The sequence below is a fragment of the Pseudomonas sp. P97.38 genome (assembly GCF_001269745.1).
Lineage (GTDB): Bacteria > Pseudomonadota > Gammaproteobacteria > Pseudomonadales > Pseudomonadaceae > Aquipseudomonas > Aquipseudomonas chlororaphis_E.
The window spans coordinates 139,727-157,472 of record NZ_LHVJ01000011.1; the positions used below are offsets into that span (position 1 = coordinate 139,727).

A 17,746-nucleotide genomic window follows, 5' to 3' on the forward strand; every position below is an offset into this window, starting at 1 on the left:
CAAGGCGCCGCGCCTACCAGCCGATGTAGAACATGCCCTTGGCCAGCAGCACGATCGCCACCATGTGCAGGAACACGCTGGTGTGGATGATGTGCACGTAGCGGGCATTCATCCGCCCGCGCCGGAACAGCCACATCGCCCAGAGAAAATGCCCCAGCACGCTGCCGGCCAGCAGGATCTTCAAACCCAGCAGCAAGCCGAAGGACGACTGCAAGGGCGACATCAGCGCCGACCAGTAGCGCAACCAGACCATCGCGGCCCCCGCGCCGAACAGCACCAGCAACACCCAGGGCATCAACTGCCGTGCGCGTCGGCTGATGCCCTGCTCCAGCAGCACCATGACCTTGACGGGCAGTTGCTTGCGAATGCTTTCGAGAAACAGCACTTCGAAAAACACCGTGCCGATGAACACCAGCGCGGCGAACAGGTGCAAGGTCAGAAACAGCGGATAACTCATGCGGCCCCTCGGATGCGCTCGATGGTTTATTGCAGGCTACCGCGTGGGACGTGGGGGGTGGTTGATGCCAATCAAGTAAACCGCAATCGCTGCGGTGCCCTTTGGGAGTGGAGCAGGCTCGCTTCCAGCCAACATGCATTGGGGTCAGACACTCAATCTGTGCTCCCAACCGATCACCCTGTGGGAGCGGGCTTGCCCGCGAATGGGCCAGCAGCCACGCCCCAAAATCACGCCCAAGCGTCAACAAAACGTTACACGTCGTTTTTCGAGTTCCGACCGTTGATCAGTTAGTCCATATTTTTGACACTTGCCCGATGCGCGGTCACAACTTTCGCGCTCCGTTGGGTCTTAACTCGGTGGTCGCCGATGGAATATTGGCTCCTAACGAGGTTTTTAGCCTGATACGGAGATAAGCTCATGATTTTCAACGTACAAAATTTTGGCGCCAAAGGAGATGGCATCACTGACGACACGGCGGCGATACAAAGTGCGATTGATGCGGCGGCCGCCGCCGGGGGTGGGCAGGTGTACATGCCCACCGGCACCTACATTGTCTCCGGCGGCGAGGAACCTTCCGACGGCTGCGTGATGCTCAAGAGCAATGTCTACCTGTACGGCGACGGCATGGGCGAGACCACCGTCAAGGTGGCCGACGGCTCCGACACCAAGATCACCGGGGTCATCCGCTCCGCCTATGGCGAGGAAACCCACGACTTCGGCGTCAGCAACCTCACCATCGACGGTAACCGCGACCACACCACCGGCAAGATCGACGGCTGGTTCAACGGCTACATTCCAGGCCAGGAAGGCTACGACTCCAACGTCACCCTCGACAGCGTCGAGATCAAGGATTGCTCCGGGTATGGTTTCGACCCCCACGAGCAGACCGTCAACATGGTCATCAAGAACAGCGTGTCCCACGGCAACGGCCTGGACGGCTTCGTCGCGGACTTCCTCAGCGACAGCACCTTCGAGAACAACGTCGCCTACGACAACGACCGCCACGGCTTCAACGTCGTCACCAGCACCCATGACTTCACCCTGACCAACAACGTCGCCTACAACAACGGCGGCAACGGCATCGTGGTGCAGCGCGGCAGCGAGAACATCCCCTCCCCGAGCAACATCACCATCACCGGGGGCGAGGTCTACGGCAATGGCGCCGAAGGCGTGCTGGTCAAACTGTCGAGCGATGTCAGCGTCAGCGGCGTCGACATCCACGACAATGCCAGCGCCGGGGTGCGCATCTACGGCAGCAACCACGTCGAGATCACCGACAACACGCTCAACAACAACTCCCTGGGCAGCCCGGTACCGGAAATCATCATCCAGTCCTACGACGACACCCAGGGCGTGTCCGGCAAATATTTCAACGGCAGCGACAACACCATCCAGGGCAACCTCATCAGCGGTAGCAATCAGTCGACCTACGGCGTTGCCGAGCGCAACGAAGACGGCACCGATCGCAACGCCATCATCGCCAACACCATCAGCCACACCAGCAAGGGGGCCACGCTGGTCTATGGCGATGGCAGCTACGTCAGCGCCACGGTCCCGATGACCACCGTACAAGGCACGGCGGGCAACGACACCTTGCAGGGCACCTCCGCCAGCGAGATTTTCTACGGCGGCGCGGGCAATGACATCATCAACGGTGCGGCCGGCAGCGACATCCTGGTGGGCGGTGCCGGCGTCGACAAGCTCACCGGCGGCACCGGCGCCGACACCTTCCGCTTCGTCGCCCAATCCGACAGCTACCGCAACGCGACCACCAGTTTCGACGACACCATCACCGACTTCGACGTCACCCAGGACAAGATCGACCTCGCCGGCCTTGGTTTCACCGGACTGGGCAACGGCCGTGGCGGCACCCTGCAGATCAGCTACAGCGCCAGCAACGACCGCACCTACATCAAGGACTTCGACGCCGACGCCAGTGGCAACCGCTTCGAGCTGATCTTGTCGGGCAACCTTGCCAGCACCCTGACCGCCAGCAATTTCATCTTCAACCGAGTCGTCACCGGCACCAGCGGCAGCGACTCGTTGTTGGGCAGCGAGTCAGCCGACACGCTGCTCGGCCTGGCCGGCAACGACAGCCTCAGCGGCGGCGCGGGTGATGACAAGCTCGACGGCGGCGCCGGCATGGACACCCTCACCGGCGGGGCCGGGGCCGACACCTTCGTGTTCTCCAATCGCCTGGACAGCTACCGCAACTACAACACCGGCGGGGCCAACCTGGGCGACCTGATCACCGACTTCAACGTGGCGGCCGACAAGATCGACCTGTCCGCCCTGGGGTTCACCGGCCTGGGCGATGGCAAGAACAACACCGTGTACCTGGTGCTCAACAGTGCCGGCACCAAGACCTACATCAAGTCTTTGACGGCCGATGCCGACGGCAACCGTTTCGAAGTGGCACTGGACGGCAATTACCTCAACACGCTGACCAGCGCCAACTTTGTCTTTGCCAGCACGTCGCCGACCAACCAGGCTCCAGTGCTGGCCACGCCGCTGCTGGATCAGAGCGCCACCGAAAACACCGCGTTCAGCTACGTGGTGCCGGCCACCAGCTTCACCGACCCGGACAACGACAGCCTGAGCTACACCGCCAAGCTGGCCGATGGCAGCGCCCTGCCCAATTGGCTGACCTTCGACGCCGTCACCCGGACATTCAGCGGCACTCCCAGCGACACGGCGTCCGGTACCTACGCCATCCAGGTCACCGCGACCGATGGCAGCAACGCGGCGATCAGCGACACGTTCACCCTCGCCGTCCAGGACGTACCCGCCGCCCCCACGGTGATCAACGGCACACCCAACAACGACACCCTGACGGGTACCGCGGCCAACGAGCAACTGTTCGGCGGCGCCGGTAACGACACCCTCAACGGCGGTGCCGGCAACGACATCCTGGTGGGCGGCACCGGCGTCGACAAACTCACCGGCGGCGCCGGGGCCGATGTGTTCCGCTACACCTCCAAGCTCGACAGCTACCGCACCGGCTCTACCAGCGCCAGCGACCAGATCCTCGACTTCGATGTGGCGGCCGACAAGATCGACGTCTCGGCGCTTGGCTACACCGGCTTGGGCAACGGTCTGAACGGCACGCTGCAAGTGACCTACAGCGCCTCGACCAACCGCACCTACCTCAAGGACCTCACCGTCGACGCCAACGGAAACCGCTTCGAGGTGTCGTTGGCGGGCAACCTGGTGAGCAGCCTGACGGCCAGTCACTTTGTCTTCGCCGACCAGAACACCCCCAGCAACGTGGCGCCGGTGGTCACCATCGCGCTGCTCGACCAGAACGCCACAGAGAACTCGCCGTTCAGCTACACCGTGGCCCACGACAGCTTCACCGACGCCAACCAGGACCTGCTGACCTACACCGCGACCCTGGCCGACGGCAGCGCCCTGCCCACCTGGCTGCATTTCAATGCCAGCAGCCTGAGCTTCACCGGCACGCCGACCAACACCGCGTCCGGCACCTACAACGTCCTGGTCAAGGCCACCGATCCGTCCGGGGCTTCGGTCAGCGACAGCTTTGCCCTCGCCGTGGCCGATGCACCGGCCAGCACCATCACCGGCACCAACAACGCCGAAACCCTCAACGGCACGGCGGCGGCCGACCTGATCCTCGGCCTGGGCGGCAACGACACGATCAAGGCCGGCACCGGCGCCGACATCGTCGATGGCGGTGCCGGACGCGACTCGCTGTACGGCGGCGACGGGGCCGATACGTTCCGCTACACCAATGTGCTCGACAGCTACCGCGACTACGACAGCGGCGGTGTCACGGCCACCGACACGATCTATGACTTCACCGTCGGGGTCGACAAGATCGACGTGTCGAGCCTGGGTTTCCTCGGCCTGGGCGATGGCAGCAACGGCACGCTGTACATGACCCTGAACGAGGCCGGCGACAAGACCTACGTCAAGTCCGCCGAGGCCGACGCCGATGGCAATCGCTTCGAAATCGCCCTCAACGGCAACTACCTCAACACCCTGACCGCCAGTGATTTCGTCTTCGGCGAACGCGCCCAGCAAGACATCCTGTACCTGCCGACCCTCGGCCAGTCCAACGCGCGCCTGCTGCGCATGACCGAGGACGACGACCAGTCCGGCACTTCGATGCTGGTCAAGGACCTGGACCACTACACCTCCTACGACGTGCGCAGCCAGTTCACCGATGCCGATGGCAACGGGATCGACATTGCGGTCGGCGGCAGCACGGTCAACGGCCTCTCGACCCTCGGCGCCGAGGAACTGAAGCTGTGCTGGTGGCTGACCGACACCAACCAGCCCGGTCCTGCGCTGTTGCGTGCGGTCACCTTGCTACGCGACCAGCTCAGCGAACTGCAATCGATCGACAACGTCACCATGGGCATTATCTGGGGCCAAGGCGAGGAAGCCGCCCAGGAAATCGCCCGTGCCACGGACAAGACAGCGGCGGCAGCAGCGTACAAGGCCGCGACCTTGAAGGTGTTCGACTACCTGCACGCGCAATTGGGCAACTTCAACGTGTACCTGATGGAGACCGGTCACTACGAGCAGGACGCGGCCCGGGCCCGTGGCTATTCGGAAGACAAGATCGCGTCCATCGTCGACGGGGTCGGCTACGTGCGCGCCGTCCAGGAAGCCATCGCCACCGAACGCGCCGACGTCAAGCTGGCGGTGGACTACACCGACCTGCCCTTGCGTTATGAAGTCGATCCGCTGGTGTACCCCGATGACGTCTGGCACTTGCACGAGGAGTCGGCGGAAATCGTCGGCCAGCGCCTGGCCGACTACATCGCCGATGACCTGGGTTTCCACGGCAACCCCAACGACAACAACAGCGTGCAGGCCATCTTCGACGGCGCGCAGAACGAAGGCGGGATGATCTCCGGGACCGACCAGGCCGATACCCTGGTGGGCAGCTCGGGCAACGACACCCTGGACGGAGACCTGGGCGCCGACACCCTCACCGGCGGGGATGGCAACGACATCTACGTGGTCGACAACGCGTTCGACAGCGTGATCGAAACCAACACCTCGGCCTCGCAGATCGACACGGTGAAGGCCTCGGTCAGCTGGACCCTGGGCGCCAACCTCGAAAACCTGGTGCTCACCGGCGTCTCGGACATCGACGGCACGGGCAACGAGCGGCGCAACTTCATCACCGGCAACGCCGCCCATAACGTGCTCGACGGCGCGGCCGGGGCCGACAGCATGAGCGGTGGCGACGGCAACGACACCTACTACGTCGACAACGCCAGCGACACCGTGATCGAAACCAACAGTGCCGCGTCCGGCGGGGTCGACAGCGTGCACAGCAGCCTGGCGAGCTACACCCTGGGCAACAACGTCGAGAACCTCTACATCGACAGCGCGGCAGCCGCCAACGCTACCGGCAACGCTTTGGACAACACGCTGTTCGCCGGTGCCGGCAACAACGTGCTGGACGGGCGCGACGGCAATGACACGGTGTCGTACGAGCGCGCCCAGGCCGGCGTGACGGTCAACCTCTCGACCTCCGCGCAACAGGACACACAGGGCTCCGGGCTCGACACCCTGAAGTTCATCGAGAACCTGACGGGCAGTGCCTACGCCGATACGCTGTCGGGCAACAGCGCCGGGAACATCCTCAACGGCGGTGCCGGCAACGATACCCTGGTGGGCGGTTCAGGCGACGATCGGCTGATCGGCGGCGCCGGCACCGACACCCTCACCGGCGGCACCGGCGCAGACACGTACGTCTTCGCCGCGCTGTCGGACATGGGCGTCGGGGCACTGCGCGATGTGATCAACGGCTTCAAGACGGCCGAGGGCGATCACCTGGACCTCACCGGCCTGGACGCCAACCCGCTGACGGCGACGATCGACGCCTTCACCTTCATCGGCAGCAACGCCTTCGACCCCACCAACGCCACCGGCCAACTGCGCTTTGCCGACGGCATCCTCTCCGGCAGCACCAACGCCGACGCCACTCCCGAGTTCGAGTTTGAACTGGTCGGCGTCAAGGAACTGCACGCCAGCGACTTCACCGCCTGAGTGAACCCAACCCTGTGGGAGCCCAGCTCCCACAGCGGCCAGGCAATGCCCCCTGACAACCCACTACCCTCTTGCTCGCGAAAACGCCAACCCATCCAACCTCCCCATCACCGACACCCCGCTTTAGCGAGCAAGCCCGCTCCCACACGGGATTTGGGGTATTCGCAGCCTTTGCATACACCGCCTAATCCTGTGGGAGCGGGCTTGCCCGCGAAGACGGCGGCACATCCAACACCTTCATGACAGACACACCGCTTTCGCGAGCAAGCCCGCTCCCACAAGGGATTTGGGGCGTACGCAGCCTTTGCACCCGCAAGACCTGTGGGAGCGGGCTTGCCCGCGAAGACGGCGGCACATTCAACACCAGCATGACAGACACACCGCTTTCGCGGGCAAGCTCACTCCCACATGGGATTTGGGGCGTACGCAGCCTTTGCATGCACCCGCAAGACCTGTGGGAGCGGGCTTGCCCGCGAAGACGGCGGCACATTCAACACCTTCATGACAGACACACCGCTTTCGCGGGCAAGCCCGCTCCCTCCGATGCTGTACGTGCTGTGCCGATTTCGTCATCGCCCATGAATAAATCCATCAAGCCGACACCCACTCCCGCAGGCCACGCTTGTGTTCAACCCCTTGAACGGACGCGGCCCTCATGAAACGCATAACTGTGATCGACTCCCACACCGGCGGCGAGCCAACGCGCCTGGTCACCGGCGGTTTTCCCGACCTGGGCCGGGGCAGCATGGCCGAGCGCAGGCAGCGCCTGGCCGAGCAGCACGATGCCTGGCGCAGCGCCTGTGTGCTGGAGCCGCGCGGCAGCGATGTGCTGGTGGGGGCGTTGTTGTGTGAACCGGTGGACCCGGACGCCTGTGCCGGGGTGATCTTCTTCAACAACAGCGGCTACCTGGGCATGTGCGGCCACGGCACCATCGGCCTGGTGGCGTCGCTGGCGCACCTGGGCAGGATCGGCCCCGGCGTGCACAGCATCGAGACCCCAGTGGGCACCGTCCAGGCCACGTTGCATGAAGATCGCTCGGTCAGCGTGCGCAACGTACCGGCCTACCGCTACCGCAAAGCGCTGCGCCTGGAAGTGCCCGGCATCGGCCCGGTGGTGGGTGACGTGGCGTGGGGCGGCAACTGGTTCTTCCTGATGGCCGACCACGGCCAGCGAGTGGCCAGCGACAACCTCGACGGGTTGACCGCCTACACCTATGCCGTCCAGCAGGCCCTGGACCAGCAAGGTTTTCGAGGCGAAGACGGCGGCCTGATCGATCACATCGAACTGTTCGCCGACGACCCTCGCGCCGACAGCCGCAACTTCGTGCTCTGCCCCGGCAAGGCCTATGACCGCTCCCCGTGCGGCACCGGTACCAGCGCCAAGCTGGCGTGCCTGGCGGCGGACGGAAAACTGCAACCGGGCCAGCTCTGGCGCCAGGCCAGCGTGATCGGCAGCGAGTTCGAAGGGTCTTATGAGCCCGCCGGCGAGCGCATCGTGCCGACCATTCGCGGCCGGGCGCATATCAGCGCCGAAAGCACGCTGATCATCGAGCCGGACGACCCGTTCGCCTGGGGCATCCGTCCGTGAGCGAACACCCGGTCGCCGACGTGATCGTCATCGGCGCCGGCATCATCGGCGCCGCCTGCGCGCGCTCATTGGCCCAGCGTGGCTTGCAGGTGCTGGTGCTGGACGCCGGCTGGCATGGCGCCACGGCGGCAGGCATGGGCCACCTGCTGGTGCTCGATGACAACCCGGCGGAACTGGCCCTCAGTCAATACTCCCTGCGACGTTGGCGCGAACTGGCCCCCGCCCTGCCCGCTGCCTGCGCCTGGCGCAACAACGGCACCCTGTGGCTGGCGGCCAATGCCGAGGAAATGGCGGTGGCCGACGGCAAGTACCTCAACCTGCTGGCCCACGGCGAGGCGTGCGAGTTGATCGGCCGCACTGCACTGCGCCAGCGCGAACCTGAATTGCGCGAAGGCCTGGAAGGCGGGTTGCTGATCAAGGGTGACGGGATCCTGTATGCGCCGGCGGCCGCGCGCTGGATGCTCGAAACCGCCCACATTCGCCAGCAGCGCGCCCAGGTCAGCGAAGTCGATGGCCACCGCGTGCGCCTCGCCGACGGACGCTGGTTGAGCGCCGAAGCGGTGGTCCTCGCCAACGGCATCCAGGCCACGCAACTGTGCCCGGAACTGCCCATCGAGCCGAAGAAAGGCCACCTGCTGATCACCGACCGCTGCCCCAGCCGCGTGTCCCACACGCTGGTGGAACTGGGCTACGTCACCAGCGCCCACACGGCCAGCGGCCCCTCGGTGGCGTGCAACATCCAGCCCCGGCCCACCGGCCAACTGTTCATCGGCGCCTCCCGGCAGTTCGGCACCGTCGACCCACAGGTCGAAGGCTGGATGCTGGCGAAGATGCTCAAGCGCGCCACCGACTACCTGCCAGGGCTGGCCCAGCTCAACGGCATCCGCGCCTGGACCGGCTTTCGCGCTGCCAGCCCCGATGGCCTGCCACTGGTGGGCCAACATCCGCAACGCAAGGGCCTGTGGCTGGCGGTCGGGCACGAAGGGTTGGGCGTAACGACGGCGCCTGCCACCGCCGACCTGCTGGTGGCACAGCTGTTCAACGAAACCTCGCCCCTGGCCCCGCAGGCCTACTTGCCACAGCGATTCCTCGGCGAGCCTACCCATGTCTGAAGCACACGGGTACCTCAGAATCCATTCAACTGAAGGTCTCAGCCCCATGCCTGAACTCCTCCTCGACGGCCACCCACTCTCGGTCGCCAACGGCACCAGCGTCGCGGCGGCGCTCGCGTTGGGCTCCGACGGTTGCAGCCGCACCTCGGTCAGTGGCCAGCGACGCGCGCCGCTGTGCGGCATGGGCATCTGCCAGGAATGCCGGGTGATGATCGACGGCCGGCAGCGCCTGGCGTGCCAGACCGTGTGCCGCGATGGCATGCACGTGCGGACCCGCCCATGAACGAGCTCACCGACCTGCTGATCATCGGTGCCGGCCCCGCCGGCATGAGCGCGGCGCTGGCGGCGGCCAGCAGCGGCATGCGCATCGTGGTACTGGACGACAACCCGCTGCCCGGCGGGCAGATCTGGCGCGACGGCCCCCAGGCCAACCTGCCCACCGAGGCGCGGCGCCTGCGCGAGCAACTGCAAGCCTGTGACAACGTGCAGTGCTACCCCGGCACTCGGGTGATCGCCTGCGCCGCCGACAAGACCCTGCTGGTGGAAGATGCCGAACGCGGCTGGTCCATCAGCTATGACCGCCTGATCCTCTGCACCGGCGCTCGTGAACTGCTGCTGCCCTTCCCCGGCTGGACACTCCCCGGCGTGACGGGTGCCGGAGGATTGCAGGCATTGATCAAGGGCGGCCTGCCGGTGCGTGGCGAACGCCTGGTGATCGCCGGCAGCGGTCCGTTGCTGCTGGCCAGTGCCGCCACGGCGAAACATCAGGGCGCGCAGGTGCTGCGCATTGCCGAACAGGCCAGCCGCGCCCGCGTGCTGGGTTTCGCCGCGCAATTGCCGCGCTGGCCGAACAAGTGGCTGCAGTCGTTCAGCCTGCTCGATGCCCACTACCGCACCGGCAGTCATGTGCTGCAAGCCCTGGGTCGGGACCGCCTCGAAGGCGTGCGCCTGTTCCAGCAGGGCAAGACCGTGGAACTGGCCTGCGATCGGTTGGCCTGTGGCTTCGGCCTTGTTCCCAATGTCCAGCTCGGCCAGGCCTTGGGCTGCGGTGTGCAAGACCAGGCCCTGGCGGTCGACGCCTGGCAAGCCACCACCCGGCCCGGGCATTACGCCGCCGGTGAATGCACCGGGTTCGGCGGCAGCGAGCTGGCGCAGGTGGAAGGCGCCATCGCCGGTTTTGCGGCGGTTGGCAACAGCGCCGCGGCCCAGCGACTCTGGCCGAGTCGGGCACGCTGGCAGGCGTTCGCCCGAGCATTGAACCGCGCTTTCGCCCTCGATGCCCGACTCAAGACCCTGGCTCGCCCCGACACCCTGGTCTGTCGCTGCGAAGATGTCCCCTACGCTGACCTGCTCGGCCACGAAAACTGGCGCGAAGCGAAACTGGCCAGCCGCTGCGGCATGGGCGCCTGCCAAGGCCGGGTATGCGGCGCCGCGCTGGAGCATCTGTTTGGCTGGACACCGCCCACGCCTCGCCCACCGTTCAGCCCGGCGCGGATCGAAACGCTGCTGGCACTGGGAGAAAACGCCCCCACCTGACACCCGACGGCGTGTCGGGCGAGCTTGATCGCCAATGGGGTGGGTCAGCGCGTCCAGGGAGGCAGGAGTAGCGTCTTCGCGAGCAAGTTCGCTCCTCCAGGGCTTGGAGTGCAGCCGGACCAGCCTGCTCGCGAAGGCTACGTGACAAGCACCCCATTTCCATCCGACACTCCCGGCACACACAAGCCCGCTCTGAAAAAGGCGTCGCTGAACCATGTACCCCTCGCTCAACAGCTTCACCCCCTGCGAGCTGGAAACCCTGCTGGGTAGCCTGCACGCCATCGCGCCGCTGCTGGACACCCTCGCCGACGTGGTGTTCTTCATCAAGGACCGCGAGGCCCGCTACGCCTTCGTCAACCAGACACTGGCCCGGCGCTGCGGCTTCAAGCGCAGCGCCGACCTGCTCGGGCTCACCGCCGAACAGGTGTTCCCCGAGCGTTTCGGCCCGCTGTACACCGAGCAGGATCGCAAGGTCCTGGCCAGCGGGCGCGAACTGGCCGACCAGTTGGAGTTGCACCTGTACTACGGCAACCAGCCGGTGTGGTGCCTGACCCACAAACTGGCCTTGCGTGACCCGAACGGCAGGATCGTCGGCCTCGCCGGCATTTCCCGCGACCTGCAACTGCCGCAATCCAGCCATCCGGCCTTCCAGAAACTGGTGGCAGTGGATGCCCACATCAAGCGTCATTTCGCCCACCCCATCAGCCTGGCCGAACTGACGGCCATCGCCGGGTTGTCGGTGGCCCAGTTGGAGCGTCACTGCAAGCGCATCTTCCAACTCACTCCCCGGCAGATGATCCACAAGGCGCGCCTGGAAGAAGCGTCGCGGCTGTTACGTGAGCAGGACGTGCCGATCACTGAGATCGCCCTGCGTTGCGGTTACACCGATCACAGCGCCTTCAGCCGTCAGTTTCGCGCCCTGACCAGCCTGTCGCCGAGCCAGTTCCGGGAAAATCAGCGCTGAGTCCTGTTCCTTTACGGGGCACAGCGCGGCGCGTTTGCTCCCATCTGTAACACCATCGGGCATCCGCTGATCGTCTCCTTGTCAGCCACCCTTCCAGTCAAACGCCTCTAGACCGCTCCTCTCAACGCGTGCCCGCCCCCTACCGGGAAATGGGCACGCCGCTTGCTTATTTAATATCGTATACGAAATCCTCAATACGATATTTCACCGCATTTATTCGACAGCGAGGCATTTATGAAGAACCCTGCACTGGCCGTAGCCCTCAGCGTTGTCCTCACTCCCCTGTTCATCGCCCCGGCCCAGGCCGACAAACTCGACGACATCATCGGTTCCGGCAAACTGCGTTGCGCAGTGACCCTGGACTTCCCACCCATGGGTTTTCGCGACGAGAGCAACAAACCGGCAGGCTTCGACGTGGACTATTGCCAAGATTTGGCGAAAGTCCTGGGGGTAGACGCCGAAGTGGTGGAGACGCCGTTCCCGGACCGGATCCCGGCGCTCATTTCCGGGCGCGCCGACGTCATCGTCGCGTCCACCTCCGACACCTTGGAGCGGGCCAAGACCGTCGGCCTGACGGTGCCCTACTTCGCCTTCCAGATGGTGGTGCTGACCCGCGACAACACCGGCATCAACACCTTCGCCGACCTCAAGGGCAAGGCCGTCGGCAACACCAGCGGCACCTACGAAGCCATCGCCCTGGAAAAAGATCAGAAGAACTGGGGCAGCGGCAGCTTCCGCGCCTACCAGTCGCAGAACGACACGTTGCTGGCCGTCGCCCAAGGCCACATCGATGCAACGGTCGTGACCAACACCGTGGCGGCCGCGACCCTCAAGTCGGGTAAATACAAGAACCTGAAGATCGCCGGCGACGCGCCCTATGTCATCGACTACGTGTCCCTCGGCGCCAAGCGCAGCGAGTACGGCCTGCTCAACTACCTCAACCTGTTCGTCAACCAGCAGGTACGCACCGGTCGCTACAAGGAACTGTTCGTCAAATGGGTCGGCACCGACATCCCGCCGGCCAACCTGACCGTTCCCCAGGTCTACTACTGAGGATCGGGACATGCCGAGCACGCCTGTGCGTGTCAAAGGCCGCAGCCTGGTGGAGGGTGCCGCCCAGGGCGCCCTGCTGTTCGCCGACGTCGGCCTGAGTTTCTGGGGGGGCGTGGACCCGGCCAGCGGCGAGGTCATCGACCACCACCATCCGTTGAGCGGCGAGCGCCTGGCCGGGCGCGTGCTGGCGATTCCCAGCGGGCGCGGCTCCTGCACCGGCAGCAGCGTGCTGATGGAGTTGATCAGCAATGGGCACGCCCCCGCCGCCCTGGTACTGGCCGAAGCGGATGAGATCCTGACCCTCGGCGTGCTGGTGGCGCAGGTGATTTTCCAGCGTTCTCTGCCGGTGGTATGCGTGGGCCATGAGGCATTCAATCGCCTTCGCGGCCAGGGTTTCGTGCGCGTTGAAGGCAACCGCCTGACCTTGTCCGGCCGACGCCCTCAGGATCATTGGCGTGCGACGGACGTGCCGTGGCAGTCACCCGCGCCAGTGTCCCTGGACCTCACCGAACAGGACCGGGCGCTGCTCGACGGCGCCCACGGCAAGGCCGCCCAGGTGGCGATGCAGATTGTCCTGCGCATGGCCGAGATCCAGGGCGCGACGCGCTTGCTGGACGTGACCCAGGCCCACATCGACGGTTGTATCTACACCGGCCCGGCCAGCCTGCGCTTTGCCGAACAACTGGTGCAATGGGGCGCCCGGGTGCGCGTGCCCACCACCCTCAATTCGATTTCCGTGGACCAGCGCCGCTGGCGGGAACTGGGCGTCGACCCGGCGCTCGGCGAACCCGCCAGCGCCTTGGGCGATGCCTACATGGCGATGGGCGCGCAGTTGAGCTTTACCTGCGCGCCCTACCTGCTGGACACGGCCCCCAAGGCTGGCGAGCAGATCGTCTGGGCCGAGTCCAACGCGGTGGTCTACGCCAACAGTGTGCTGGGCGCGCGAACCCAGAAATACCCGGATTTTCTCGACATCTGCATCGCCCTGTGTGGACGCGCTCCGTCGAGCGGTTGCCATCTCGACGACCAGCGCCTGGCCGGGTTGCTTGTCGACGTGCCACAGCCGGCGCACATGGATGACAGTTTCTACCCGCTGCTGGGCTACCACATCGGTGCCCTGGCGGGCCGGCGCATTCCGTTGATCCGCGGCTTGGAACAAGCCGCGCCCAACCTGGACGACCTGAAAGCCTTCGGCGCGGCATTCGCCACCACCAGCGCCGCACCGTTGTTCCACATCGCCGGGGTCACACCGGAAGCCCTCGAACCGAACGATGTGCTGGCGCCGGGTGTGCCGTTGCCGGTGGAGACGGTCGATACAGCTGGCCTGCTGGCCAGTTGGCGCGAGCTCAATAGCGCCCGGGACACGCGGGTGGACGTGGTGTCCCTGGGCAATCCGCACTTCTCCCTCAGCGAGTTCGCGGCGCTGGCGAGCCTCTGCGCCGGCCGGGTCAAGCACCCGGATGTGGTCCTGGCCATCACCTGTGGCCGGGCGGTGCTGGAGCAGGCCCGCAACGCCGGGCACCTGGCCGCCATCGAGGCGTTCGGCGCGGTGCTGGTGACCGACACCTGCTGGTGCATGGTCGGCGAACCGCTGATCCCCGCCCACGCCACTACCCTGATGACCAACTCCGGCAAGTACGCCCATTACGCCCCCGGCCTGGTCGGACGCGGGGTGCACTTCGCCGGCCTGGCGCAGTGCGTCGAGGCGGCGTGCGCCGCCAGCGCCTCTGGCCAGCCGCCAGCCTGGCTGCACCCCATCGTTCGCACGGAGAGCCCCACCGATGTTTGACTACAGCTTCCAGTGGCGACCGGCCTTGCGGGCCCTGCCCGACATGCTCGCCGGGGCCTGGGTAACGTTCGAGACCGCGGCGCTGTCGATGATCTTCGGGGTGTTGATCGCCCTGGTCCTGACCGTGATGCGCCAGGCACATAATCCGCTGCTACGGGGCGTGGGCAACGGTTGGGTGTCCATCGCCCGCAACACGCCCTCGCTGTTCCAGATCTACATTCTCTACTTCGGCCTCGGCTCCCTCGGGCTGCACGTCAGTTCGTGGCTGGCCTTGCTGGCCGGGATTACCTTCAACAATGCCGGCTACCTGGCGGAGAACTTTCGCGGTGGCCTCAAGGCCGTGCCCGGCACGCAGATGCGCGCGGCCCGTTCCCTGGGCATGAGCGCCTTCCAGGCCTACCGGATGATCATCGTTCCGCAATTGCTGCGCATCGTGTTCTACCCGCTGACCAACCAGATGGTCTGGGCCGTGCTGATGACCTCCCTTGGCGTGGTGGTCGGGCTGAACAACGACCTGACTGGCGTCACCCAGGAATACAACGTCAAGACGTTCCGCACCTTCGAATACTTCGCCCTCGCGGCCGTGCTGTATTACCTGATCGCCAAGCTGATCGTCGGCCTCGCCCGGCTGCTGTCCTGGCGCCTGTTCCGTTATTGAGGGCTCGTCATGCTTGCCACCAGCCTCACCGTCAACGACCTGCTGTTCCTGCTCGAAGGCGCCTGGGTCACGCTGCAGTTGACCACGTGGTCGATCCTGCTGGGCACGCTCGCCGGTCTGGTGTTCGGCCTGCTGCGAGCCTTGCTGCCCCGTGCCAGCCTGCCGCTGGCCTGGGTACTGGACGTGTTTCGCAGTGTGCCGTTGCTGATCCAGTTCGTGCTGTTCAACTCGCTCAAGAGCATCGTCGGCCTGGACCTCAGCGCCTTTGCGGTCGGCTGCATGGTGCTGGGGGTCTACGCCGCGGCCTATTTCACCGAGATCGTGCGCGGCGGCGTGCTCGCGGTGCCCCTGAGCACGCGGAGGGCCAGTCGTTCCCTGGGCCTGAGCTACCTGCAGGACCTGCGCTTCATCGTCCTGCCGATTGCCACGCGCGTGGCGTTTCCCGGCTGGCTGAACCTGGTGCTGGGGGTGATGAAAGACACCGCCCTGGTGATGTGGATCGGCATCGTCGAACTGCTGCGCGCCTCGCAAACCATCGTCACACGCATTCAAGAACCCCTGTTGGTGCTGTGCATCGCGGGCCTCATTTACTACGTCATGAGCCTGGTGGTCGCCCGCCTCGGCGCACGCCTGGAAAGAAGGTGGCAGGAAAATGATTGAGATTGAAAACGTGCACAAATCCTTTGGCGACCTGGAAGTCGTCAAGGGCGTGAGCCTCACCGTGGACAAGGGTGAAGTGGTGTCGATCATCGGCGGCTCGGGTTCCGGCAAGTCGACGCTGCTGATGTGCATCAACGGCCTGGAGCCGATCCAGAAAGGCAGCATCCGCGTGGACGGAGTCGAGGTCCATGACCGCGCCACCGACCTCAATCACTTGCGGCAGAAGATCGGCATCGTCTTCCAGCAATGGAACGCCTTCCCCCACCTGACCGTGTTGGAGAACGTGATGCTGGCCCCGCGCAAGGTCCTGGGCAAGAGCAGGCAGGACGCCGAGGCCCTGGCGGTGAAACAGCTGGAGCACGTGGGCCTGGGGGACAAGCTCAAGGCGTTCCCGAGCAAACTGTCCGGCGGCCAGCAACAGCGCATGGCCATCGCCCGGGCCCTGGCGATGTCACCGCACTACATGCTCTTCGACGAAGCCACCTCGGCCCTCGACCCGCAACTGGTGGGCGAAGTGCTGGACACCATGCGCCTGCTCGCCGAGGACGGCATGACCATGGTGCTGGTGACCCACGAGATCCGCTTCGCCCGGGACGTGTCCGACCGCGTGGCGTTCTTTTGCAACGGCCGGGTCCACGAGATCGGCCCGCCGGACCAGGTGATCGGTAACCCGATGCAGCCGGAGACGGCGGCGTTTCTCCGGTCGGTGAAGTAGCTGATGACGCCTTCGCGGGCAAGCCCGCTCCCACAGGTTCGGGGTTGAACACAAATCCCCTGTGGGAGCGAGCTTGCCCGCGAAGAGCCCGCGATGAACAACACAAGGAGTAGCCAATGCGCTCATCCAGGATCCTTCACATAGTCAGTTGCCACGCCGAAGGCGAAGTCGGCGACGTGATCGTCGGCGGCGTCGCGCCACCGCCCGGGGCGACGGTGTGGGAGCAATCGCGCTGGATCGCCCAGGACGAGGTCCTGCGCAACTTCGTGCTCAACGAACCCCGGGGCGGCGTGTTCCGGCACGTCAACCTGCTGGTGCCGGCCAAGCACCCGAAGGCACACATGGCCTGGATCATCATGGAACCGGCCGACACCCCGCCGATGTCCGGTTCCAACTCACTGTGCGTGGCCACCGTGCTGCTGGACAGCGGCATCCTGCCGATGACCGAGCCCCAGACCCACCTGGTGCTGGAGGCCCCCGGCGGGCTGATCGAAGCCGTGGCCGATTGCCGCGACGGCAAGGTGCAACGGGTGGAAATCAAGAACGTGCCCTCCTTCGCCGACCGCCTCGACGCCTGGATCGAGGTCGAAGGCCTGGGCTCGCTGCAGGTGGACACGGCCTATGGCGGTGACAGTTTCGTCATCGTCGACGCCCAGCGCCTGGGTTTCGCCATCCAGCCGTGTGAAGCCGCCGAGCTGGTGGCCGTGGGCCTGAAGATCACCCGCGCCGCCAATGAGCAGTTGGGTTTCGTCCATCCGCTGAACCCCGACTGGTCGCACATTTCGTTCTGCCAGATCGCCGCGCCGCTGGTCATGGAGAACGGCATCGCCACCGGCGCCAACGCCGTGGTGATCCAGCCCGGCAAGATCGACCGCTCGCCCACCGGCACCGGCTGCTCGGCGCGCATGGCCGTCCTGCAGGCCAAAGGGTTGATGCACGTGGGCGACCGATTCATCGGACGCTCGATCATCGGCTCCGAATTCCACTGCCGCATCGACTCGCAAACCGACGTGGCCGGACGCCCGGCGATCTATCCATGCATCGCCGGGCGGGCGTGGATCACCGGCACTCATCAACTGCTGCTGGATCCGGCTGACCCATGGCCGCAGGGCTATCGGCTTTCAGATACCTGGCCTGGTGCATGATGACACCCCACCGTGGCGAGGGAGCTTGCTCCCGCTGGG

Annotated in this window: 13 protein-coding genes; 12 read left to right on the forward strand and 1 reads right to left on the reverse strand. The window is 65.4% G+C overall.

The annotated features are described in order from the left end of the window. Nucleotides 1–13 precede the first annotated feature (13 nt). Entirely contained in the window at nucleotides 14–457 is a 444-nt protein-coding gene (locus AD664_RS06240; protein WP_053145207.1) for a CopD family copper resistance protein, read from the reverse strand. Between the two features lie 417 nt (nucleotides 458–874). On the opposite strand from AD664_RS06240, the gene AD664_RS06245 reads away from it, so the two are divergent. The 12 genes from AD664_RS06245 to AD664_RS06300 all read left to right on the forward strand — a co-directional run bounded on the left by AD664_RS06245 (nucleotide 875) and on the right by AD664_RS06300 (nucleotide 17,707). After that, on the forward strand, nucleotides 875–6,487 hold the full coding sequence (locus AD664_RS06245) for a putative Ig domain-containing protein (RefSeq protein ID WP_053145209.1): 5,613 nt from the start codon (nucleotides 875–877) through the stop codon (nucleotides 6,485–6,487). A gap of 655 nt (nucleotides 6,488–7,142) precedes the next feature. Next, a complete protein-coding gene (locus AD664_RS06250) occupies nucleotides 7,143–8,075 on the forward strand; it encodes a 4-hydroxyproline epimerase (protein WP_053145211.1) in 933 nt (310 codons plus the stop codon). Beyond that, the gene (locus tag AD664_RS06255; RefSeq protein ID WP_053145214.1) at nucleotides 8,072–9,187 is read left to right on the forward strand and encodes an FAD-binding oxidoreductase; all 1,116 of its coding nucleotides are present in this window, start codon (nucleotides 8,072–8,074) and stop codon (nucleotides 9,185–9,187) included. The genes AD664_RS06250 and AD664_RS06255 overlap by 4 nt, the downstream gene beginning before the upstream one ends. A gap of 46 nt (nucleotides 9,188–9,233) precedes the next feature. Continuing rightward, nucleotides 9,234–9,470 carry a 2Fe-2S iron-sulfur cluster-binding protein gene (locus tag AD664_RS06260; protein WP_053145216.1) on the forward strand — a complete coding sequence of 79 codons (237 nt, stop codon included), beginning with the start codon at nucleotides 9,234–9,236 and terminating at the stop codon, nucleotides 9,468–9,470. Continuing rightward, the gene (locus AD664_RS06265; protein ID WP_053145217.1) at nucleotides 9,467–10,723 is read left to right on the forward strand and encodes an FAD/NAD(P)-binding oxidoreductase; all 1,257 of its coding nucleotides are present in this window, start codon (nucleotides 9,467–9,469) and stop codon (nucleotides 10,721–10,723) included. Before AD664_RS06260 ends, AD664_RS06265 begins: the two co-directional genes overlap by 4 nt. Nucleotides 10,724–10,937: 214 nt before the next feature. Further along, a complete protein-coding gene (locus AD664_RS06270; protein WP_053145219.1) occupies nucleotides 10,938–11,687 on the forward strand; it encodes an AraC family transcriptional regulator in 750 nt (249 codons plus the stop codon). Between the two features lie 234 nt (nucleotides 11,688–11,921). Further along, nucleotides 11,922–12,740, forward strand: a complete 819-nt coding sequence (locus AD664_RS06275; RefSeq protein ID WP_047737892.1) for a transporter substrate-binding domain-containing protein — start codon at nucleotides 11,922–11,924, stop codon at nucleotides 12,738–12,740. 10 nt (nucleotides 12,741–12,750) lie between these two features. Further along, the gene (locus AD664_RS06280) at nucleotides 12,751–14,529 is read left to right on the forward strand and encodes an aconitase X (RefSeq protein ID WP_053145221.1); all 1,779 of its coding nucleotides are present in this window, start codon (nucleotides 12,751–12,753) and stop codon (nucleotides 14,527–14,529) included. Further along, nucleotides 14,522–15,187, forward strand: coding sequence for an amino acid ABC transporter permease (locus AD664_RS06285; protein ID WP_053145223.1), 666 nt, complete (start codon nucleotides 14,522–14,524; stop codon nucleotides 15,185–15,187). Before AD664_RS06280 ends, AD664_RS06285 begins: the two co-directional genes overlap by 8 nt. Nucleotides 15,188–15,196: 9 nt before the next feature. Next, nucleotides 15,197–15,847: an amino acid ABC transporter permease gene (locus AD664_RS06290; RefSeq protein ID WP_053145225.1), complete on the forward strand. Its 651-nt coding sequence runs from the start codon at nucleotides 15,197–15,199 to the stop codon at nucleotides 15,845–15,847. Beyond that, a complete protein-coding gene (locus AD664_RS06295; protein ID WP_047737885.1) occupies nucleotides 15,840–16,562 on the forward strand; it encodes an amino acid ABC transporter ATP-binding protein in 723 nt (240 codons plus the stop codon). Before AD664_RS06290 ends, AD664_RS06295 begins: the two co-directional genes overlap by 8 nt. A 116-nt stretch (nucleotides 16,563–16,678) precedes the next feature. Next, nucleotides 16,679–17,707, forward strand: a complete 1,029-nt coding sequence (locus AD664_RS06300) for a proline racemase family protein (RefSeq protein ID WP_053145226.1) — start codon at nucleotides 16,679–16,681, stop codon at nucleotides 17,705–17,707. The last annotated feature ends 39 nt before the right edge of the window (nucleotides 17,708–17,746 follow it).